Origin of the sequence: Caballeronia hypogeia (genome assembly GCF_001544875.2) — a bacterium.
Lineage (GTDB): Bacteria > Pseudomonadota > Gammaproteobacteria > Burkholderiales > Burkholderiaceae > Caballeronia > Caballeronia hypogeia.
The window spans coordinates 596,832-616,588 of record NZ_FCOA02000002.1 but is presented as its reverse complement, the minus strand read 5'-3'; the positions used below and the strand labels follow the sequence as shown (position 1 = coordinate 616,588).

The 19,757-nt window shown below is 64.1% G+C and carries 19 protein-coding genes; 7 read left to right on the top strand and 12 right to left on the bottom strand.

The genetic code is table 11. The annotated features are described in order from the left end of the window. A partial coding sequence (locus tag AWB79_RS06055) for an electron transfer flavoprotein subunit alpha/FixB family protein (protein ID WP_198398973.1) occupies window positions 1–198 on the top strand: 198 nt, incomplete at its 5' end. Between the two features lie 2 nt (window positions 199–200). After that, on the top strand, window positions 201–725 hold the full coding sequence (locus AWB79_RS06050) for a DUF2889 domain-containing protein (protein ID WP_061166441.1): 525 nt from the start codon (window positions 201–203) through the stop codon (window positions 723–725). Window positions 726–737: 12 nt separating this feature from the next. Here the strand turns inward: AWB79_RS06050 and glcF are convergent, their stop codons facing one another. The 3 genes from glcF to glcD are packed head-to-tail and all read right to left on the bottom strand — an operon-like array spanning window position 738 to window position 4,552. Then, a complete protein-coding gene (gene glcF, locus AWB79_RS06045) occupies window positions 738–1,964 on the bottom strand; it encodes a glycolate oxidase subunit GlcF (protein ID WP_061166440.1) in 1,227 nt (408 codons plus the stop codon). 21 nt (window positions 1,965–1,985) lie between these two features. Further along, entirely contained in the window at window positions 1,986–3,053 is a 1,068-nt protein-coding gene (glcE, locus tag AWB79_RS06040; RefSeq protein ID WP_061166439.1) for a glycolate oxidase subunit GlcE, read from the bottom strand. Beyond that, a complete protein-coding gene (gene glcD / locus AWB79_RS06035) occupies window positions 3,053–4,552 on the bottom strand; it encodes a glycolate oxidase subunit GlcD (RefSeq protein WP_061166438.1) in 1,500 nt (499 codons plus the stop codon). The genes glcE and glcD overlap by 1 nt, the downstream gene beginning before the upstream one ends. 223 nt (window positions 4,553–4,775) lie before the next feature. On the opposite strand from glcD, the gene glcC reads away from it, so the two are divergent. Next, the gene (gene glcC / locus AWB79_RS06030; RefSeq protein WP_061166437.1) at window positions 4,776–5,540 is read left to right on the top strand and encodes a transcriptional regulator GlcC; all 765 of its coding nucleotides are present in this window, start codon (window positions 4,776–4,778) and stop codon (window positions 5,538–5,540) included. Window positions 5,541–5,560: 20 nt separating this feature from the next. Here glcC and AWB79_RS06025 read toward each other — a convergent pair whose 3' ends face one another. The 8 genes from AWB79_RS06025 to AWB79_RS05990 all read right to left on the bottom strand — a co-directional run bounded on the left by AWB79_RS06025 (window position 5,561) and on the right by AWB79_RS05990 (window position 13,034). Then, window positions 5,561–6,163 (bottom strand): phosphatase PAP2 family protein, encoded by a 603-nt coding sequence (locus AWB79_RS06025; protein WP_061166436.1) that lies wholly within the window; start codon window positions 6,161–6,163, stop codon window positions 5,561–5,563. Between the two features lie 112 nt (window positions 6,164–6,275). Next, window positions 6,276–6,776, bottom strand: a complete 501-nt coding sequence (locus AWB79_RS06020; RefSeq protein WP_198398972.1) for an SRPBCC family protein — start codon at window positions 6,774–6,776, stop codon at window positions 6,276–6,278. A gap of 14 nt (window positions 6,777–6,790) precedes the next feature. Beyond that, window positions 6,791–8,254, bottom strand: coding sequence for an efflux transporter outer membrane subunit (locus AWB79_RS06015; protein ID WP_374728524.1), 1,464 nt, complete (start codon window positions 8,252–8,254; stop codon window positions 6,791–6,793). Continuing rightward, window positions 8,251–9,216 (bottom strand): efflux RND transporter periplasmic adaptor subunit, encoded by a 966-nt coding sequence (locus AWB79_RS06010; protein ID WP_061166435.1) that lies wholly within the window; start codon window positions 9,214–9,216, stop codon window positions 8,251–8,253. Before AWB79_RS06010 ends, AWB79_RS06015 begins: the two co-directional genes overlap by 4 nt. Then, entirely contained in the window at window positions 9,213–9,422 is a 210-nt protein-coding gene (locus AWB79_RS06005) for a DUF1656 domain-containing protein (protein WP_061166434.1), read from the bottom strand. The genes AWB79_RS06010 and AWB79_RS06005 overlap by 4 nt, the downstream gene beginning before the upstream one ends. 34 nt (window positions 9,423–9,456) lie before the next feature. Next, the gene (locus AWB79_RS06000; protein ID WP_061166433.1) at window positions 9,457–11,559 is read right to left on the bottom strand and encodes an FUSC family protein; all 2,103 of its coding nucleotides are present in this window, start codon (window positions 11,557–11,559) and stop codon (window positions 9,457–9,459) included. A gap of 4 nt (window positions 11,560–11,563) precedes the next feature. Continuing rightward, complete coding sequence (locus AWB79_RS05995) at window positions 11,564–12,076, bottom strand: MarR family winged helix-turn-helix transcriptional regulator (protein WP_061166432.1); 513 nt, start codon at window positions 12,074–12,076, stop codon at window positions 11,564–11,566. 76 nt (window positions 12,077–12,152) lie between these two features. Continuing rightward, on the bottom strand, window positions 12,153–13,034 hold the full coding sequence (locus AWB79_RS05990; RefSeq protein WP_061166431.1) for a LysR family transcriptional regulator: 882 nt from the start codon (window positions 13,032–13,034) through the stop codon (window positions 12,153–12,155). A 108-nt stretch (window positions 13,035–13,142) separates the two neighbouring features. On the opposite strand from AWB79_RS05990, the gene ampC reads away from it, so the two are divergent. The 4 genes from ampC (at window position 13,143) to AWB79_RS05970 (ending at window position 18,767) form a co-directional block, all read left to right on the top strand. Next, on the top strand, window positions 13,143–14,306 hold the full coding sequence (gene ampC / locus AWB79_RS05985; protein WP_061166514.1) for a class C beta-lactamase: 1,164 nt from the start codon (window positions 13,143–13,145) through the stop codon (window positions 14,304–14,306). 16 nt (window positions 14,307–14,322) lie between these two features. Next, window positions 14,323–15,216 (top strand): LysR family transcriptional regulator, encoded by an 894-nt coding sequence (locus AWB79_RS05980; RefSeq protein WP_061166430.1) that lies wholly within the window; start codon window positions 14,323–14,325, stop codon window positions 15,214–15,216. A gap of 93 nt (window positions 15,217–15,309) precedes the next feature. Beyond that, window positions 15,310–17,271 (top strand): aconitase family protein, encoded by a 1,962-nt coding sequence (locus AWB79_RS05975; RefSeq protein ID WP_061166513.1) that lies wholly within the window; start codon window positions 15,310–15,312, stop codon window positions 17,269–17,271. A 53-nt stretch (window positions 17,272–17,324) separates the two neighbouring features. After that, on the top strand, window positions 17,325–18,767 hold the full coding sequence (locus AWB79_RS05970) for an MFS transporter (protein ID WP_061166429.1): 1,443 nt from the start codon (window positions 17,325–17,327) through the stop codon (window positions 18,765–18,767). Between the two features lie 32 nt (window positions 18,768–18,799). Here AWB79_RS05970 and AWB79_RS05965 read toward each other — a convergent pair whose 3' ends face one another. After that, window positions 18,800–19,705: a LysR family transcriptional regulator gene (locus AWB79_RS05965; protein ID WP_061166428.1), complete on the bottom strand. Its 906-nt coding sequence runs from the start codon at window positions 19,703–19,705 to the stop codon at window positions 18,800–18,802. Between the last annotated feature and the right edge of the window lie 52 nt (window positions 19,706–19,757).

The window sequence follows — 19,757 nt, the reverse complement described above, 5'->3', positions numbered from 1 at the left end:
ACCGGCAAGATCGTCGCGCCGCAACTGTACGTGGCCGTCGGCATCTCGGGCGCGATCCAGCATCTCGCGGGCATGAAGGACTCGAAGGTCATCGTCGCGATCAACAAGGACCCGGAAGCGCCGATCTTCAGCGTAGCCGATTACGGTCTCGTCGGCGATCTCTTTACCGTCGTGCCCGAACTCGCGAGCATCCTGTGACGATGGAACGTGCGCCCTTACATACGCGGCAGATCACGCTGCAAGGCTTCAAACGCGCGGACGGCCTCTACGACATTGAAGGCCGTCTGCGCGATACGAAGTCGTACGATCGAGCGTCACATGGCGTGATCGTCAAGGCGGGCGAACCGGTGCACGAGATGATGCTGCGCATCACGACAGGCATCGACTTCGTGATACGTGACGCGCATGCCGAATCGATCACCGTGCCTTATGTCGGACATTGCGAAACGATCACGCCCGAGTATCGCAAGCTAAAGGGCATGAAGCTCGCGCCGGGCTTCATGCGCGAGATCAGGAGCCTGTTCGGCGGCGTTCAGGGTTGCACGCATCTGACCGAACTCATAGGCGCCGTGGCGACCGCTGCATTCCAGACCATGAGCGAGGAAGTCAACGCGAGTGGCGCCACGCGGCCGTTTCAGCTCGACGGTTGCCACGCGCTGCGCACCGACGGCCCGCTCGTGAAAGCATTTCATCCGAAGTGGTATACGGCGCCACAGCGCGCGTGACTTGGTGCTGACTCAGCGCAGCGCGTCTTCCACCAGCTCGATCCAGTGACGCACGCCTGTGCGTTGCGCTCCCGCCAGATGCGTTTGACAGCCGATATTCGCCGTGACGATCTCATCGGGCGCGCCGCTTTCGAGCGCATCCATCTTGCGGTCGCGCAGTTGCTTCGACAGCTCCGGCTGCGTGATCGAATACGTGCCCGCGGAACCGCAGCACAGATGCGCATCGGGCACGGCGGTGAGGTCGTAACCGAGACGCGTGAGAATCGCTTCGACCGCGCCCCCGAGCTTCTGCGCATGCTGCAATGTGCAGGGACAATGAAAGGCGATGCGCCGGCGTTGTTCGGAGTCGGGCGCTTCGAGTGACTCGAGCGGCTCCGCACCGAGTACTTCGACGAAATCGCGCGCCAGTTCGCTTACGCGCGCCGCTTTGGCCGCGTAATGCGGATCGTCGCGCAGGAGGTGCCCGTATTCCTTGACGAACGCGCCACAACCGCTTGCGGTCTGCACGATCGCTTCCGCGCCGGCTTCGATCGCGGGCCACCATGCGTCGATGTTGCGCCGCGCGCGCATCAGCCCCTTTTCCTGCGCGTTCAGGTGATAGTCGGTGGCCCCGCAACATCCGGCCTTCGATGCATCGATCACGCTGATGCCGAGCCGGTCCAGCACGCGGGCCGCTGCCGCGTTAGTGTTCGGCGACAGCGAAGGCTGCACGCAGCCTTCGAGCATCAGCACGCGTCGCGCATGCCGTGCGGGCGGCCGAGGCTTCGCGGTCACCGTGCCCGCCGGAATCTTGTGCCGCAGCGATGCGGGCAGCAACGGACGCGCGATACGCCCGGCCTTCAGGAGCGCATCGAAGACGGCTGGGCGCGGAATCACCTGACGCAAGCCGCCGCGCAACATGCGCTCGCGCGCGGGACGCGGCACACGGCGCTCCAGTTCGGCGCGGCCGATATCGAGCAGCGCGTGATACGTGACGCCCGAGGGACAGGTCGTTTCGCAATTGCGGCACGTGAGACAGCGGTCCAGATGCAACTGCGTCTTGTCGCTGACCGGCTCGCCTTCGAGCATCTGCTTGATGAGATAGATGCGCCCGCGCGGACCATCGAGTTCGCTGCCCAGCAATTGATAAGTCGGGCACGTGGCGTTGCAGAACCCGCAATGCACGCATGAGCGCAGAATGTCTTCGGCTTCCTTTGCGCGCGCGAGCGTTTTGGCTTCGTCGCTGAGATTCGTTTGCATGGCTTGTGCGAGTCGGTGACGTCAATAGTCCGCGTACATGCGGCCGGGATTGAATACGCCGTGTGGATCGAGGCGTTGCTTCAGTTGCCGGTGAACGCGCATGAGCGGCGCAGCGAGCGGATGAAATGGCTCGCTTGCCGCGCCGGGCGAGAAGCAGGTCGCATGACCGCCCGCAGCGCTGGCGATGCCGCGGATCACATCGGCGGAGGCATCGCTCCTGAGCCAGCGTTGAGCGCCGCCCCAGTCGAGCATGACCGCGCCGGGCAGGTCGATGAGCGGCGTATCGTTGGGCAGGGATAAACGCCAGAGCGGGCGAGCATCGTCGAAGAACGGCAGGCGACGTTCGCGCAGATCGGCCCAGAAACACGCATCGAGATGCTCTCCGCCGATGCGTTCGACGGCCGCACGCACCGAACCCGTGCCGCCTTCGAGGCGTACATGCAGACGGCCATCGACATGACACGCGCCGCTGACGGGCAACGCCGCCTCGCGCCAGGCGGAAAGCTCGCGCATGGCCTCGCCGGGTTCCAGCGCCAGAGTGAGGCACCTCGTTTCGCGTGGCTTCGGCAGAACTTTCAGCGAGACCTCGGTGAGAAGACCGAGACAGCCGAAGCTGCCGCTCATCAGGCGCGATACATCGTAGCCCGCGACGTTTTTCATGACCTGGCCGCCGAAGCGCAGATGCTTGCCTTCGCCGGTCACGACACGGCAGCCGAGCACGAAGTCGCGCACCGAGCCCGCCCACGGACGACGCGGTCCCGCCAGTCCCGTCGCCACCACACCGCCGATGGTCGCCGCTTCGCCATGTGTGGACGGCTCGCATGGCAGCATCTGGCCAGCTTCATCGAGGATCGCGTTCACTTCGGCAAGCGGCGTGCCGGCGCGCGCGGTAATCACGAGTTCGCTCGGGTCATAGCTGACGATGCCGCGATGCGAGCGCGTGTCGAGCGCTTCCGCCTGGACCGGTCTGCCGAGAAACGCCTTGCTGTCGCCGCCATGAATGCGCAACGGCTGCTTGCGCGCGATCGCGCGCTGCACTTGATCGACGAGGCGCGCGCTGTCGTCGATTGAGATGAGGTCGCGTCGCATCAGAAGCGCTCCAGTTCGGGATGAGGCAATGCGCCGTGGTGCACGTGCATCGAGCCGAATTCGGCGCAGCGATGCAGTGTCGGCACGTTCTTGCCGGGGTTCAGCAGCCCGTCGGGATCGAACGCGGCCTTCACGGCATGAAAGAACGTGAGTTCGTCGCTATTGAATTGGGCGCACATCTGGTTGATCTTTTCGCGGCCCACGCCATGCTCGCCCGTGATGCTGCCGCCCACTTCGACGCACAGTTCGAGGATGCGCGCGCCGATGATCTCGGCGCGTTCCGTTTCGCCAGGTGCGTTGGCGTCGAAGAGAATGAGCGGGTGCATGTTGCCATCTCCTGCATGGAACACGTTTGCAACGCGCAGCCCATATCGTTCCGACAGTTCCGCGATGCCGCGCAGCACGCGCGACAACTCGCGGCGTGGAATCGTGCCGTCCATGCAGTAATAGTCGGGCGAGATGCGGCCCACCGCCGGGAACGCGTTCTTGCGGCCCGCCCAGAAGCGCTGGCGCTCGGCTTCGTTCGCAGCGAGGCGGATCTCGGTCGCGCCCGCCGTGCGCAGAAGCGCTTCCACGCGCGCGCAGTCTTCATCGACGTCCGATTCCGCGCCATCGACTTCGCAGAGCAGGAGCGCCTGGGCATCGACGGGATAGCCCGCATGGATGAAGTCCTCGGCGGCGCGAATCGCGAGGTTGTCCATCATCTCCAGGCCGCCGGGGATCACGCCCGCCGCGATGATCTGCGCGACTGCATCGCCGGCCTTCTCGACGTCCTCGAAACTGGCGAGGAGGACCTTGGCGCTCTGCGGCTTCGTCAGCAATTTGACGGTCACTTCGACGACCACGCCGAGCATGCCTTCCGAACCGGTGATGAGCGCGAGCAAATCGAAGCCGGGTGAATCCAGTGCTTCGGAGCCGAGCGTCAGGCGAACGCCATCGATCGTCACGATCTCGACGCGCAGGATGTTATGCACCGTGAGACCGTACTTGAGGCAATGCACGCCGCCCGCGTTCTCCGCCACATTGCCGCCGATGGAGCATGCGATTTGCGAGGAAGGATCGGGCGCGTAATACAGACCATGGGGCGCGGCCGCCTGCGAGATGGCGAGATTGCGCACGCCGGGCTGCACGCGCGCGATGCACGCTTGCGCGTCGATCCCGATGATGCGGTTGAAGCGCGACATCACGAGCAGGATGCCCTTTTCCAGCGGCAACGCACCGCCCGACAGACCCGTGCCCGCGCCGCGCGCGACCACCGGCACGCCATGGGCGTGTGCGTATTCGAGCAGCGTCTGCACCTCGTCGACGGTGCCGGGCAGGGCGACGAGCATTGGCGTGATGCGATAGGCGGAAAGGCCATCGCATTCGAAAGGGCGCAAATCCTCTCTGGAATGGAGAAGCTGAAGATCGGGAAGCAGCGCCTCGAGGTCGCGCACGATCGCGGCCTTGTCGTGATCGCGCAGCGGGCCGTCGAGCTTTTCGTCGTATGCGTAGGACATGCGGTGTCTCCGGTGGGACGCGGGTGCGTGCCCACGTATGCTTTGGGGCGATTCTTGCGGGTCCGCGCCGCAATGTCGATTCCTTTTCGGCTGGTAATACCAGTTTGTGAACTTGCTCGTGTGCCGAATGTCAGCTTGGATAGCGCAGGTAAAAGGCGAAGCGAAGGCCGATAAGCGAACGGCGTGCTACCATTTTTCACTGGTAATACCAGCGGTGAGCGCGATGAACGAAGCAGACGGAAGCAAACGGAAACTGGCGGATGTGGTCGTCGAACGCATCGAGGCGCTGATCGTCGATGGCGTGTTGAAGGTCGGGCAGACGCTGCCGTCCGAGCGGCGGCTGACGGAGAAGCTCGGCGTGTCACGGACCGCGCTGCGCGAGGGCTTGAAGATTTTGCGGGCGCGGGGATTGATCGAGACGTCGCAGGGCAAAGGTTCGGTCGTCGCGAAGCTGACCGCCGAGCCCGTTCAGACGCCAATGATGCATCTGCTCGGCTCGCAACCGCGCACGCTTTACGATCTGCTGGAAGTGCGCGAAATGCTCGAAGCGGAGGCGGCGCGTCTCGCGGCGCTGCGTGGCACGGCGGCCGATCACATCATGATCCGGCGGCGCTACGATGAACTCGTCGCCGCCGACATGCACGAAACCGATGCATCGACTCATGCGCGGCTCGATCACGCGTTTCATCTGGCGATTTGCGAGGCGTCGCACAATCCCGTGCTCGTTCACACGCTGGGCATGTTGAACGACCTGATGCTGAGCGCGGTGTATGCGTCCGTGAACAACCTCTATCACCGCGAGCCGCAGAAGCGCCTGATCGACAGGCAGCACGCGCGGCTCTATAACGCCGTGACCGGCATGCTGCCCGAGCAGGCGCGGCGCGCGGCGGGTCAGCATGTCAGGAGCGTGCGCGACAGCCTGGCCGAGATCGAGCGCGAGGAAGAGCGGCTCGTGCGCTCGACTTTACGGCTGGAAGGATGGAGTTGAGGGGCAGGCGCTCATGGCGCTCATGGCGCGAGCCAACCCCGGTTGATCGGCCACGCAAGCACCTTGCGATACAGGGCGATCAGCACGCGCATCAGCGTGGCGCCCGCGCGGGCCCACAGCGGGGCGACGAGCATATACGCCACGCATGCGACGCCCGCCGCGCCTGCCATATCGAGCGGAAAGTGCACGCCGACGCGCACGCGCGCCCACGCGATCATCAGGCCGGCCAGCGCAACCAGCATCCCGTTACGCCAGAGCCTCGCGAGCAAAAACGTCAACGCGACGCTCGCGCAGACGGTCGCGTGATCGCTGGGAAACGACGAGTCCGGCGCGTGCTCGATGAACGTGTGCCCGAGCCCGATCATGAACGGCCTTGGATGCATCCAGACCAGGCCGATCAACTGATTGAAGCCGAGCGCGAGCAGCGCGACGCAACATGCGCGCACGGCTGCGTCGCGCTGGCGGCGATCGCCGAGCAGCCACAACAGGGCAAGCAGAAGGGGAATCAGATAAACGAGGTCATTCGCTATGGCAATCGCGACTTCGACTTGCCATTGTGGCGTGGCGGGCGTCGCGTTGATCGAAAGGAACAGTGCGCGGTTCAACGCTTCGAGTGTATTCATGCGGCTGATTCACGGGCTACGAGAAGTCAGGTCATCGTAGCGCGCGAACCTTATGCGAGACTTAGCCCTCCGCCACGGCGGCGCGTGGGCGGTTTCCGGGCGGCGTCGTGTCTCAGCCATCCGGTTCGCGATGACTTATGCTCACCAGCGCCGCGCCGAGACGTCGTGCGAGCGCTTCGCCGCCTTGCTGCATGACGTAATCGTGATTCCATTCGAAGAGCGGGCGCGCCACGGGCGCGAGCAGGTTCATCCATCCACGACCGGTGCGCACGCGCCAGTCGTATCGCACGACGGTGACGTCATCGCTCGATGAAAAGGTCCAGCGTCCGATGCCCTCCACATCGCCGCTCGCAACGCCCTCGAGCAAGGCGAGCGGCTCGACCCGCGTGACGCGCATGTCGAAGCGCACGCGATACGGCAGACGTCCTTTCCACGTATAGCGATGCAAGGCGCCGACGCCATCGGCCGCGCCGCTTTGCACTTCGGTCACATGTTCGACGCAGGTCCACCATTGCGGCCACGCAGCCGGATCGTGGATGGCGTCCCATACCGCCTGAAGCGGCGCCGCGATCTTCCAGACGGTGACGAACCGGTATTCGCTCGTGCGCACCATCGCCTCCGGAGCGCTTATTTGCCCTTCGAATTCTGCGCGATGGCTTGGTCGGTTTCCCAGCCGCCGCCGAGCGCGCGGAACAGATTCACCTGATCGATCGCGACCTGTCCGTTCGCGGCGGCGACCTGAGCGGCGACGCCGGTGAGCGTGCGCGTGGCGTCGAGATCGTTGAGGAAGGACTCGCGGCCCGAGCGATACAGCCGGTTCGTTTCATCGGCCGACTGGATCGCGGATTTGTACGCGGTGCGCAATGCATCGGCGCGCGTGGTGTCGGATGCATACGTCGCGAGGCTGCTCTGCGTTTCCTGCAACGCCTTCAGCACGACGCCGTCGAAGTGCGCGAGCGCGCCGCCGGTTGCCGCTTCGGCCTGATGCACGCGCGCGCGCTGGCCGTTGATCGGAAAGCTCCAGCTGATGAGCGGACCGAACGCCCAGCGATTCGTGTTCGAGCCGAACAGGTCTTCCGCTATGCCGACGGAACCCACCGACGCCCCCAGCACCACCGACGGATACAGCGCCGCCGTCGCCACGCCGATGCGCGCGGTGGACGATGCAAGCTGCCGTTCGGCCTGGCGCACATCGGGGCGGCGCTTGAGCAGCGCGGCGCCGTCACCGACGGGAATCGGCGCGCGCAGCTTCGGCAGCTTCTTGCATTCGAGCGCGGCCTTGGGCAAGTCCGAGGGCGCGCGCGCGAGCAGCATCGCAAGGCGATATTGCGCGACCTTGCGGCGCGCGACGAAGCGCGGAATGTCGGCGGCGAGCGTATCGGCCTGCGTTTGTCCGCGCGTCACTTCCGACTGATTGCCGCGGCCCGCATCGCGCAGACGTTGCGTGAGCTTCACGCGCTGCTTCTGCAAATCGAGCGATTGACGGGCGATATCCAGCTCTTCCGCCGCCGAGCACGATTCGACATACGCGCGCACGACATCCGCGACCACGGTGATACGAGCGAGATCCTGCGCGGCTTCGACGGCTTCGTCGTCGGCGTTCGCGGCTTCTATGCCGCGTTTGATCTTGCCGAACAGATCGACCTCGTAGGAGATGGACAGATCGAGCGCGCCTTCGTTGACGACCGGAAGCTTTTCCGTCAGCAGATATTGTTCCGCTGATTCCTGCGCACGCTGAAACGCCGCCGATGTCTTGCCCGAGAACCCGCCTTGCTGATTCGCGAACTCGACTTCGGCGCGCGAGCGCGCGAGATTCGCGGCGGCCACGCGCAGATCGGTGTTCGATGCGAGCGCCTGCGTGACGAGCTGATCGACCACGGGATCGTCATAGAGACGCCACCATTTCGCCGGTACTTCGCCCTGCGTGACGGGCGCCTGATCCGCGCCGTCGATAGGCGCGTTCACATAAGGCGCGTTGACGGCCGCGTTCGCGGGCAGCTTGTAATCGGGTCCGACGGTCGTGCAGCCGAACAGCGCGACTGTCGATGCAATCGCCACGCTCAGCGCCTTCATGTTGCGCACGTCCTTCATTTCGAGGCACCCGAAGCCGGCGCGGCCACGCTCGACGTAGGCGCGGGCGCCGATGCGGGCGAAGTCTCCGACGCCGCGCGCTTGCCGATACTCGGTCCGATGCCGCGCACCGACACCGTCGCCGTGCGGCCCGCGATCATGCGGAAGTCGGCGGGAATTTCATCGAGCGTCACGCGCACCGGAATGCGCTGCGCGAGACGCACCCAACTGAACGCGGGGTTCACGTTCGGCAACAGACTCGGGCTCTGCTGACGGTCACGGTCCTCGATTGCCGCGACGATGCTCTGCACATGTCCGCGCAGGATATTCGGCTCGCCCATCACCTTGATATCGACGGGCTGGCCAATGTCGATGCCATGCAGCTTCGTTTCCTCGAAGTAGCCATCGACGCGGAACGAATGCATGTCGACGACGGAAAGCACCGCGCGCCCCGACGCGACGAATTCGCCGACGCGCGGCGCGCGGTCGTTCAGATAACCATCGACCGGACTGACGATCTCCGTGCGTTGCAGATTGAGACGCGCGGTATCGATGGCGACTTCGGCATCGGCGAGCGCCGCTTGCGCCTGCTCGACGCGCGAATGCGTTTCCTCGACCACTTCACGCGCCACGAGATTGCCCAGCGTGCGATTGCGCGCATCTTCGCGACGCGCCTGATCGAGCGTCGCGCGACGCTGCTGCGCCGTGGCCTGCGCGTTGCGCAAGGCAAGCGCATAACGCGCCTGATCGATCACGAAGAGCACGTCGCCTTTCTTGACCTGCTGGTTGTCGGCGACCTTCACGTCGGTGATGAGGCCGGACACATCGGGTGCGACCTGGATCACGTCGGCGCGCACGTGGCCGTCGCGCGTCCATGGCGCGAACATGTAGTAGTCGACGAGCTTCCACAACACGACCGCCGCGATTGCGACGACGATGAGCGTAAGCAGAATCTGCCCGAGAGAAAGCCAGGTTTTTTTCACGTGATGAGCCGATGCGAAACGATGACGACAACTCCCAGCACCAGCACATAGATGCCGAGATCGAAAATGGAGCGATGCCAGACGAAACGATAGAAGCCGACTCGCGCGAGCACCGTGCGGATCGCCAGATTCACGAGGTAGGCGATGAACATCAGCACGAGCACCGAAGGCACGAACACGCCGAGAATGTCGATTTCGCCGATCATGTGTGGCGTTCCGATGAAAGGTGATTGAGCAGCATCATGCCGGCTCCGCGCGCGGCGGCGCGCCGTTTGCAGTGTCCGCCTGCGCTTGCGTTTCGGGCGGATGCAGCGACAGGCGCATGCCGACGAGAGCATGCAGCGTGTCGCGCAGCCACTTCTCCGCGATCGCGTCCTGCGACTGCGCGATGGCGCGCGAGCTGACCCGTGCGCTCGTCGCATCGATGTCGCGGATGAGTTCGGCCGGCACCGGCTGACGCGTTCTTCTCGCGATGCAGAGCTCGAAGTAACGGCGCAACGCATCGAGCACATCGTCGACCGAAGACTGCAATTCCGCAGGCAGCTTGCGGCGCGTGCGGCGCAGATCGAGCGCATTCAGCGCGACGCGAAAATCGCGAAAGCTTTCGATCGACGGATGACGGTGCGAGTCGGTCGCGGCATGACGCGGCAGGAGTTGCATCAGGCGGTCGAGCATGCGTGCATAGAGATTGCGCTGATCTTCGATCACTTCAGCCTGCGACGCGCTCAAAACGATATCGGCCCATGCCGAGCGCGTGAGACGCGACGCCGCCAGCTCCGCGCCGAACGGACGCGTGACGAGCGTCCAGATGAACGCGAACAAAAGTCCCGCGACGCCCGCGAGATTGCTATTGAGAAACACGAAGAAATTCGCTTCGTACGCGCTCTGAATGCTGATGAACGTGGCCGTGTTCACCGCGACGAGCATCGTGACGAGACTGAAGCGCGGGTTCGTCGTCAACGTGCCGATGAGAAGAAACGGCACGGCGAAGATCACGACGAGCATTGCGAAATCATGCACGTTCGGCAGCACGACGAACACATAGAGACCAGCAAGCACCACGCTCATGCTCGTCGCCACGAAGAACTTGAAGAGCTGCGGCGCCGGTTCGTCGAGCGCGGCGAAGAAGCAGCACGACACAGCGGCGAGCGCCACGGCGGAGGCGCCATCGTTCCAGCCCGATTCGATCCACAGCGCGGACGCGACGATGATCGCGCCTACCGCGACGGCCGTCGAAAACATCATCATGCCGCGGTCGAAGAAGCGTTCGGCGCCGCCGAGACGCCAGTGGCGGAAATGCGGACGCCACTCGCTCGTCTCGTTGAGAATGGCCGCGCGCAGCGCGCGGATGTCCTGCCACACGTCGATGACCTGTCCGAGACGCCAGAGCGCATTCGAGAGCAGCAAGCCATCGGCGTTCGCGAGCGCTTCGACGGAAGGGCGCATCGCGTTGATGCGTTCGCGCAACGCATCGGGCTCGCGTTCGTTCTCGATATCCTTCTCCGATTGCGGCGTGGGCGAACCGACCCACGCGGCCACGTCCTTGAGCAGCGCTTCGAGCCCTTCGGGGTGATGGCCGCGCTTGGCGACGAGTTCGATCAACGGGTCCGCCATCGACGAGATCAGCGGCAGAAAAATCTGCATGCGGCCCTGCAGCGCGCGCGCGCGGCGGATGATGTCGGGGCGCGTGTGATCGTAGGTCAACTGGCTCAACAGCAACTCCAGCCCGTTCACAGTGGCGGCAAGCCGTTGTCGGGCCGCCGAGATCTTCGCGCCCGCGATATGACCCGAGAGGGTTTCGCACGCGTAATACGCGGCATCGCGAAACCATGCGTCCGTTCGTGCGATGAGCGTGGGCGCGAGACGGCTCGGAAACACCGCGCTGCCGACGATGCTCGCCACGATGATCCCCAGCAGAATCTCTTCGGTGCGCGTGATGGCGAGTTCGAACACACTGGCGGGATTGGTCACGGTGGGCAGCGCGATCAGCGGCAGCGTGTAGCCCGCGAGCAGGAACACGTAGCTGCGCGCGCTGCGATCGAACATCGACAGATAGAGCAGCGTGCCCGTCCACAACGCGACGATCACGCTGAACAGAAACGGCGACTCGACGAAGGGCGGCACGATCACCACCGCGCCCGCCGCGCCGATCATGGTGCCGAGCGCGCGATAGAGCGCCTTCGAACGCGTTGCACCAACAAAGGGATTCGACACGATATAGACCGTCGCCATCGCCCAGTAAGGACGCGGCAACTCGAGTCTCAAGCCGATATAAAGCGCGATCATCGCTGCCGCGAAGGTCTTGGCGGAAAAGAGCCACTCGCGCGCGGAAGGAAAGGGCATGATGCTACGCTCCGCGCCTGGACGGAGCGAGCGCCGGCTTGTCGGCGGGCACGTCGATCGCTTCGAGCGCGGCCAGCAGCTTCGCGTCGGGCGAAGCGCTGAACGCATTGAGCACGCGCAGCGTCGTTTCCAGGTCTTCGCGGGTCACGCCCTTCAACAGACGCGCGCGCAGCGTGACGAGGCGCTCTTCCATGCGCGCCGTGACGGCGCGGCCTTCATCGGTCAATGTGATGGTCTTGGCGCGCTTGTCCTCGGGGTCTTCGTCGCGACGCACGAGGCCCGCCGCGCAAAGCTGATCGAGCAGGCGCACCAGCGACGGCCCTTCGATGCCGACATGCTCCGCGAGCGTCACCTGCCGCACCGCTTCGCCGAGCCGGTTCGCCGTGAGCAGCGGCACGGCGCAGGCTTCCGACACACCATAAGAGGCGAGCACGCCGTGGCTCGTGCGCCGCCAGCGTCGCGCGGCAAGCACGAGCGTGCTGCTCACGGAGCGGCGCAGAATATCGAGATGGGTCATGCGGCGGGATTATAGCGACAAGCTTATTCGTTAGCATCCTATCTAACGATGAATTTTTCTTTCAGTTTCCGTACGGTCAGGACGCGTCCGCGGCTTGCGCGATGATCCAGTCGCGAAACAATCGCATGCCTGGCGACAAGCGCCGCGACCTGAGCCACGTGAGCCAGTAGCTTCCGGTCTTCACTTCGATATCGAACGGGCGTACGAGCAGGCCCGCCTGCAATTCGCGCACGAACATGCGCGACGGCGCGAGCGCGACGCCCGCGCCCTGCACGGCGGCTTCCACCATCAGGCGCGACGAATCGAACACCGGGCCGTTCATGGTCCAGGGCTCGATGCCGGCCGCCTCGAACCATTCGATCCAGTCGTCGGCGCGATACGAACGCAACAGCACTTCGCTCGCGAGGTCGGATGGCCTCGCGAGACGTCGCGCGGTATCGGGCGGGCACAGCACGGCGAGCGGCGCATCGAGCAGCGGCGCGTTATGCGTCGCGGGCCAGATGCCGCTGCCGAAGCGGATCGCGAAGTCGAGTCCCTCCGAGGCCGGATCGACGAGATTGTTATGCGTGAGCAGCCGTAATTCGACGAACGGATGCGTTTCGCGAAACGCCTTCAGGCGCGGCATGAGCCAGCCCACGGCGAACGTGCCGACGACGCCCACTGTAAGCACCTCATGGAAATGACCGCCGTCGAACTGCTTGAGCACGGCTTCGATGCGGCCGAACGCATCGCTCAGCACGGGCAATAGCGCGCGGCCTTCGTCGGTGACGCCGAGCCCGCGCGGCAGGCGTCTGAACAGCGGCGTGCCGAGCCTTTCCTCCAGCGCGCGCACTTGCTGGCTCACGGCAGCCTGCGTGACGTTCAGTTCCTGCGCGGCGCGCGTGAAGCTCAAATGCCGCGCGGACGCTTCGAACGCTCGCAGCGCATTCAGCGGAAGATGGGGTCGCATGACTGGCATAAGAATTTCTATTGCGTGCGGTAAATTATCCTCGTTTGTGGAAGTGGTCGAAAGAGCGGATATTTCGCTTCGTTCCCTTAACACATAGAACGAGCAAGGATCATGACGATGAAGTTCCGGGCGCTGGGTCTTTTGGCGACAACTATTTTTTCTTTTGGCGCACTGTCCACTGCCGCGCATGCGGACGATACGGCGAACATCAAGGCGACCGTCGACAAGACGATCAAGCCCTTGATGGCATTGCACGGCATCGCGGGCATGGCGGTGGGTGTCGTCGTGAATGGCAAGCCCTATGTGTTCGATTACGGCGTGGCCTCGAAGGAGACGAAGCAGCCGGTCACGCGCGACACGCTCTTCGAACTCGGCTCGGTCAGCAAGACCTTCACCGCGACGTTGACCACCCATGCGCAAGGGCAAGGCGATCTCTCGCTGAACGATCCGGTGAGCAAATATCTGCCGACGCTCGACGGTAGCGAATTCGGCAAGGTAACGCTGTTGAATCTTGGCACGCACACGCCCGGCGGACTCCCGCTGCAAGTGCCCGATGAGGTCCGCAACAACGACGAGCTGATGCAGTACTTCAAGACGTGGCGTCCGACGCAGCCGCCAGGCACGATCCGCACGTATGCGAATCCCGGTATTGGCACGCTCGGCCTCATTACCGCGAAGAGCATGAGACAGGACTTCGATTCGTTGATGCAGAAGCGCCTGTTCCCCGCGCTCGGCCTCGCGCACACCTATATCGACGTGCCCGCCGCGAAGCAGCGCGACTATGCGCAAGGCTATGCGAAGAACGATGCGCCGATTCGCATGAAAGGCGGCGTGCTGTCTTCCGAGGCTTACGGCGTGCGATCGACGGCGGCGGACATGACGCGTTACATGCAGATCAACATGAACCTGGTGCGCGTCGATGCGCCGTTCCAGCGCGCAGTCGATGCCACGCACACCGCCTATTTCCAGGCCGGTCCGATGACGCAGGATCTCATCTGGGAACAGTATCCGTATCCCGTCGCGTTGCAGTCGCTGGTCGAAGGCAACTCGCAGTCCATGATCCTGAACGCGACGGCCGTCACGAAGATCGAGCCGCCGCAAGCGCCGCGCGACGATGTATGGATCAACAAGACTGGATCGACCAACGGCTTCGGCGCGTATATCGCGTTCGTGCCGAAAGCGCGCACGGGCATCGTCATGCTGGCGAATCGCAACATCCCGAACGAGGAGCGGGTGAAGGCCGCGTATGCGATCATCACGTCGCTCACCGGCGGACAATGACCACCCACGACGAACGATGCGTATCGATCCCTATAGTCTCGAACTCTTCATCTCGGTGGTCGAGGAGGGATCGATCGCGCGCGCGGCGAGCCGTAGTCATATCGCGCCTTCCGCATTGAGCAGACGCATCGCGGATCTGGAGGCGGCCATCGGCGTCGCGCTGCTGATCCGCTCGCCGTCGGGCGTGCAACTCACCGAAGCGGGTCAGCATGCCTACGCGAGCGCCCGCTCCATTCACGGCCAGCTCGAAAGCATGGCGCGCGAAGTGCAGTCGCTGAGCGGGCAGATCGCGGGCGTCGTGCGGCTGCATGCGAATGCATCGGCGATCGTGGGCTTTTTGCCGGAGCGTCTGACGCTTTTCAAGGCGCGTTATCCGCTCGTGCGGATCGCGCTGACCGAACAGATCAGCGATGAAGTCATGCGCGCCTGTCTCGACGATCGCGCGGATGTCGGCATCTCCGCTAGCACGAAGACGCCCGCGGGCCTCGACTCATGGCGCTTCGCCGACGACCCGCTGATGGTCGTCATGCCGCCCGCGCACGAACTCGCGCAAGCCGAGGGATTGAGCTTCGCTGAAGTGGTGCGCTTTCCGCTCGTCGCGCTGCAGGCGGGCGGCTCGCTCGATCAGACCATGAAAGAACATGCCGAAGCCGCGCGCGTGCCGCTCGAAGTGAGCGTCACCGTCAACAGCTTCGATGCGCAATGCCGCATGGTGGAAGCAGGCCTTGGAATCGGCATCGTGCCGACGAGCGCGGCGTCGGCGTTCGCGGGCTCGCGCAATTTCGTGCGTGTGCCCTTGCGCGAAAGCTGGGGCAGCGGCCGTCGCCTGTATGTACATGCGCCGCGTAAATCGACGCGTCTGAAGGCGGTGCAGGCGCTTATCGACATCCTCGTCGACGACAAGGGTTAACGCGGACATCGCATCTCGCGATGCCCCCAGTGCCCAACGAACACTTCGTGCCCGCGCGCTCGCGCGACTAGATTGGCATCCAAGGAGAATGCGATGGCCAATCTTGAAGTAAGCGGGCGAATCCTGTTTCTGTGCGCGGACGCGGCGCAAGTGGAGCGTCAGCTCGCGGGCGAGGACTTCACGCTCGATGAAGCCGGCGCCTTGCGCGACGATATTTCCACCGACGAGATCACGCCGATCAGCGTGCTCACGCGCTTCGACGAACGGCTCGGGCAGTGTCCGTATGTGGGCTTTCATGTCGGCGGGCGCAACCCCATCGGTCATGACGCGGTGCGCGCGGGCGGCTTTCAGGTGACCGTCGGCGGGAATCGCTACGGCAAGGGCTCGTCACGGGAACATAGCCCGCTCGCGGAATATTCGGCGGGCATTCGTCTCGTGATCGCGCGCAGCTTCGAGCGCATCTATCGGCAGAATGCGGACAATCTCGGTCTCTTCACATCGACCGATTTCGGTTTGATCGAGCGCATCCGGCGCGGCGAGGCGATCGATATAAATGAACTCGTCGCGGGTCGCGATCCGCTCGCCGCCGCGATTCTCAAGAGCGGCGGCTTGCTGCGCTTCGGCCAGTTGCATATGCAGCGCGTGAGCGTCGGCGCTGAAGCGAACGACGATACGCCACGCACGCTCGTCGAAAAGATTCTCGCGCGCCATGTGTTGACCACCGACGCGACCAACGCATCGCTCGAACCGGGCAACGGCATTTTCGTGCGCGCTGACTGGCGCTTCGTCCACGAGTACTACACCGGCATGGCCGCGCACATGCTGCACGCAACCTTCGGACGACCGCTCAACTTGCGCGAGCCGCAGAGCATGCTCGCGTTCGAGGATCATCTGTCGTACTCGCATCGCAGCGAACTGCATATCAGGAATGGCCTGCTGCCGAACGTGCGTGAGATGTCGCAGGCGCATCGCGCGTTCGCGCGCGACTACGGCGTGCGCAATCACGGCTATCTGAACGAAACGAACAGCGAACTCGAAGAAGGCTCCGAAGGAATCTCGCACGCGATGATGGCCGAACGTTATGCGTTGCCGGGGCAGATCGTCGCGGGCACGGATTCGCATACGCCGCATAGCGGCGCGTTGGGCTGCGTCGCGTTCGGCGTCGGCACGACGGACATGGCGAACGCGTTCGTCACTGGCGCCGTACGCATGACGGTGCCGCAATCGTTGCGCATCGAATTGTCGGGTGCGAATCGGGCGGGCGTGACGGCGAAGGACATCGTGCTGCATCTGCTCGCCGATGCGCGCATTCGCGCGGGCGCGGGCGTGGGCAAGGTGTTCGAGTTCGCGGGACCGGGCATCGCCACGCTTTCCACCGACGAGCGCACGACGCTCACCAACATGACGGCGGAGCTGGGCGGCTTCACCGGCATCGTCGCACCGGACGATGAAACCGTGCGCTTCCTGAAGGAGCGCCGCGGTATAGACTTCACGATCGAGCCGTGGATGCACAGCGACGAAGGCGCGCGCTACGCCGATGTCATCGAGATCGATTGCGCGCGTCTTGCGCCGATGCTCGCCGCGCCCGGCGATCCGGGCAACGGCATCACGCTCGACGCGCTCGATGAGCGTCCGCGCATCGATATCGCTTATGGCGGTTCGTGCACGGCCGGCAAGCGCGAGGACTTCGACCACTATCATGACGTGCTGTCGTGGGCGGCGGAGCGCGGCCTGCGCGTGCCCGATCACGTGAAGCTGTATTTGCAGTTCGGCACACAGGACGTGCGCGACTATTGCATCGCACAAGGTTATGTCGATGCGTTCGAGCGCGTCGGCGCGATTCTGCTTCAGCCTTCGTGCGGCGCGTGCGCGAACTGCGGGCCGGGTTCATCGACCGACACGAACCAGATCACGATCAGCGCGATCAATCGCAATTTTCCGGGCCGTTCGGGTCCGGGCAAGGTATGGCTCGCGAGCCCGCCGACGGTTGCGGCGAGCGCGCTCGCGGGCAGCATCGCATCGTTCGCGGAGTTGCAGCAGCGCTTCACGAAGTAAGCGGCATGAAAGCCGCCATCGATGCGGCATCACACTACAAACAGGAGACAGTAATGGCCATCTTGCAGGGCACTTCCGATATGCCCGACGCCGCCGGCCACGCGCTCGCGGACGCCCCCGCAGTCGTGGACACGGCGGGCATCTCGGCGCGCCTCGACCGGCTTCCCGCGACGCGCGCCGTGTGGAAGCTCATCTTTCTGTTGAGCCTCGGCTTCTTCTTCGAGCTATACGACCTGCTTTTTACGGGCTATATCGCGCCGGGGCTCGTGAAGAGCGGCATTCTCACATCGACCACGGCGGGTTTATTCGGCACGACGGGTGTCGCGAGCTTCATCGCGGCGCTGTTCTGCGGGCTGTTCATCGGCACGATCGCGTGCGGCTTTCTCGCGGACCGCTATGGCCGCCGCGCGATCTTCACGTATTCGCTGCTCTGGTATGTCGCGGCGAACACGGTGATGGCCTTTCAGGACACGGCGGGCTGGCTCAACTTCTGGCGCTTCGTGTCGGGGCTGGGCATCGGCGTGGAGCTCGTGACCATCGGCACGTATATGTCGGAGCTCGCGCCGAAGCATCTGCGCGGCAGGGCCTTCGCGGTATGTCAGGCGATCGGCTTTTCCGCCGTGCCCGTGGTCGCGTTTCTCTCGTACCTGCTCGTGCCGCGCGCGCCGTTCGGTTTCGATGGCTGGCGCTGGGTCGCACTCGTGGGCGGCGTGAGCGCGCTGTTTGTCTGGTACTTCCGGCGCAATCTGCCGGAAAGCCCGCGCTGGCTCGCGAGCAAAGGCCGTATCGAAGAAGCCGACGCCGTTCTGCGTCAGATCGAGGAAAAGGTTGCGCAGCAAACCGGCAAGCCGCTCCCCGCGCCGGGCCCGTCCGATCCGATCGCGCAGAAAGCCGGCTTCGCGGACATGTGGAAGCCTCCGTATCGCAAGCGCACGCTGATGCTGATCATCTTCCACATCTTCCAGACGGTCGGCTTCTATGGCTTCGCGAACTGGGTGCCGACGCTACTCGTCAAGCAGGGCGTGACGGTCACGTCGAGCCTGCTCTATACGACGGTGATCGGACTTGCCGCGCCCATCGGCCCGTTGCTTGGCTACTGGATCGCGGACCGTTTCGAGCGCAAGCATGTGATCGTGTTCATGGCGGGCGTGAACATCGTCGCGGGCCTGTTGTTCAGTCAGGCGTCGGCTGCCGTGATGATCGTCACGCTCGGCGTCATGCTCACGCTTGCGGGCAACATCATCTCCTTCACGTATCACACCTACCAGCAGGAGCTTTATCCGACGGCCATCCGTGCTCGCGCCGTGGGCTTCGTGTATTCGTGGAGCCGCTTGTCGGCGGTGTTCAGTTCGTTCGTGATCGCGTTCGTGCTGAAAGAGGCGGGCGTGACCGGCGTGTTCGGCTTCATCGCGGGCGCGATGCTGCTCGTCATGCTTTCAATCGGCTTGATGGGTCCGCGCACGCTCGGCCGATCGCTCGAAAGCATCTCGCACTGAGCGGTCCTCACGCGTGCGCGCGGCGCGTTGCTTCAGCCGCCGCACGCGTGAATCAGGAATTGCTGCACGGCGGTCGCGGGATCGCTCAGTGCAGCGCCTTTGCGCCAGATCATGCCCGCTTCCATATGAGGAATGGCGTCGTTCACAGGCCGCGCCTCGATGCGCTTGCCTTCCAGTGACCACGGCCGGAACACCATATCCGACAGCACGGTGATGCCGAAGCCGTACGCCACCAAGCCGCGTAACGCTTCCATCGAACTCGTGCGAAACGCGATGTTCGGCTCGATGCGCTTCTTGTGCCAGTAGCGCATGGTCGACTGCTCGCCTTCATCGATCGTGATGAGGATATACGGATGCGCCGCGATATCTTTCAGCGACACCGTCTGCTGCTGCGCGAGCGGATGCGTGGGCGCCACCCATAGCTGCCGCCGCGAACGCATCAATACCTGACTGTCGAAGCGATTCACGCGCTGCACGTTGGAAAGCAGCGTGACGCCGAAATCGACATCGCCATTCGCCACTGCTTCTTCGATCTCGGGCCGCTCCATGTCGCGCAGATCGAAGTCGATGAACGGATACGTCGCACGAAACCGCGCGAGCAACTCCGGCAAAAAATACCCGAGCACCGTATAGGACGCCGCGATGCGCGCGACGCCACGCATGTCGTGCGAACGAAACGGCGGCTTGTGCATGGCGTCGCGCGCGGCGTCGAGCACGCGGCGCGCGTGGTTATGAAAGTCCTGACCGTCGGGTGTGAGCGCGACGCCCTGGGGCAGGCGCTCGAACAGCTTCGTGCCGAGCGCGCTTTCGAGCGCGAGCACCGCATTCGTGATCGCCGATTGCGACACGTGTTCGTTGGCCGCCGCCATGGAGAACTGGCCGGTTTGCGCGGCGGCCACGAAGTAGCGCAATTGCCGGAGCGTGAGATCGAACGCCATCTGATTTTCAGATACCAGAGTTGTTTATTCGTGATTTTACGATAGCGAATCG

Excerpts from the sequence above, each read along its gene's own strand:
- AWB79_RS06015 (WP_374728524.1), bottom strand. The coding sequence starts at position 8,254 with ATGAAGGACGTGCGCAACATGAAGGCGCTGAGCGTGGCGATTGCATCG.
- AWB79_RS05965 (WP_061166428.1), bottom strand. The coding sequence starts at position 19,705 with ATGGCGTTCGATCTCACGCTCCGGCAATTGCGCTACTTCGTGGCCGCC.
- ampC (WP_061166514.1), top strand. The coding sequence starts at position 13,143 with ATGAAGTTCCGGGCGCTGGGTCTTTTGGCGACAACTATTTTTTCTTTT.
- glcD (WP_061166438.1), bottom strand. The coding sequence starts at position 4,552 with ATGTCCTACGCATACGACGAAAAGCTCGACGGCCCGCTGCGCGATCAC.
- AWB79_RS06025 (WP_061166436.1), bottom strand. The coding sequence starts at position 6,163 with ATGAATACACTCGAAGCGTTGAACCGCGCACTGTTCCTTTCGATCAAC.
- AWB79_RS05990 (WP_061166431.1), bottom strand. The coding sequence starts at position 13,034 with ATGCCAGTCATGCGACCCCATCTTCCGCTGAATGCGCTGCGAGCGTTC.
- AWB79_RS06005 (WP_061166434.1), bottom strand. The coding sequence starts at position 9,422 with ATGATCGGCGAAATCGACATTCTCGGCGTGTTCGTGCCTTCGGTGCTC.
- AWB79_RS05995 (WP_061166432.1), bottom strand. The coding sequence starts at position 12,076 with ATGACCCATCTCGATATTCTGCGCCGCTCCGTGAGCAGCACGCTCGTG.
- glcE (WP_061166439.1), bottom strand. The coding sequence starts at position 3,053 with ATGCGACGCGACCTCATCTCAATCGACGACAGCGCGCGCCTCGTCGAT.
- AWB79_RS06000 (WP_061166433.1), bottom strand. The coding sequence starts at position 11,559 with ATGCCCTTTCCTTCCGCGCGCGAGTGGCTCTTTTCCGCCAAGACCTTC.
- AWB79_RS06020 (WP_198398972.1), bottom strand. The coding sequence starts at position 6,776 with ATGGTGCGCACGAGCGAATACCGGTTCGTCACCGTCTGGAAGATCGCG.
- AWB79_RS05980 (WP_061166430.1), top strand. The coding sequence starts at position 14,323 with ATGCGTATCGATCCCTATAGTCTCGAACTCTTCATCTCGGTGGTCGAG.
- glcC (WP_061166437.1), top strand. The coding sequence starts at position 4,776 with ATGAACGAAGCAGACGGAAGCAAACGGAAACTGGCGGATGTGGTCGTC.
- AWB79_RS05975 (WP_061166513.1), top strand. The coding sequence starts at position 15,310 with ATGGCCAATCTTGAAGTAAGCGGGCGAATCCTGTTTCTGTGCGCGGAC.
- AWB79_RS06050 (WP_061166441.1), top strand. The coding sequence starts at position 201 with ATGGAACGTGCGCCCTTACATACGCGGCAGATCACGCTGCAAGGCTTC.
- AWB79_RS05970 (WP_061166429.1), top strand. The coding sequence starts at position 17,325 with ATGGCCATCTTGCAGGGCACTTCCGATATGCCCGACGCCGCCGGCCAC.
- glcF (WP_061166440.1), bottom strand. The coding sequence starts at position 1,964 with ATGCAAACGAATCTCAGCGACGAAGCCAAAACGCTCGCGCGCGCAAAG.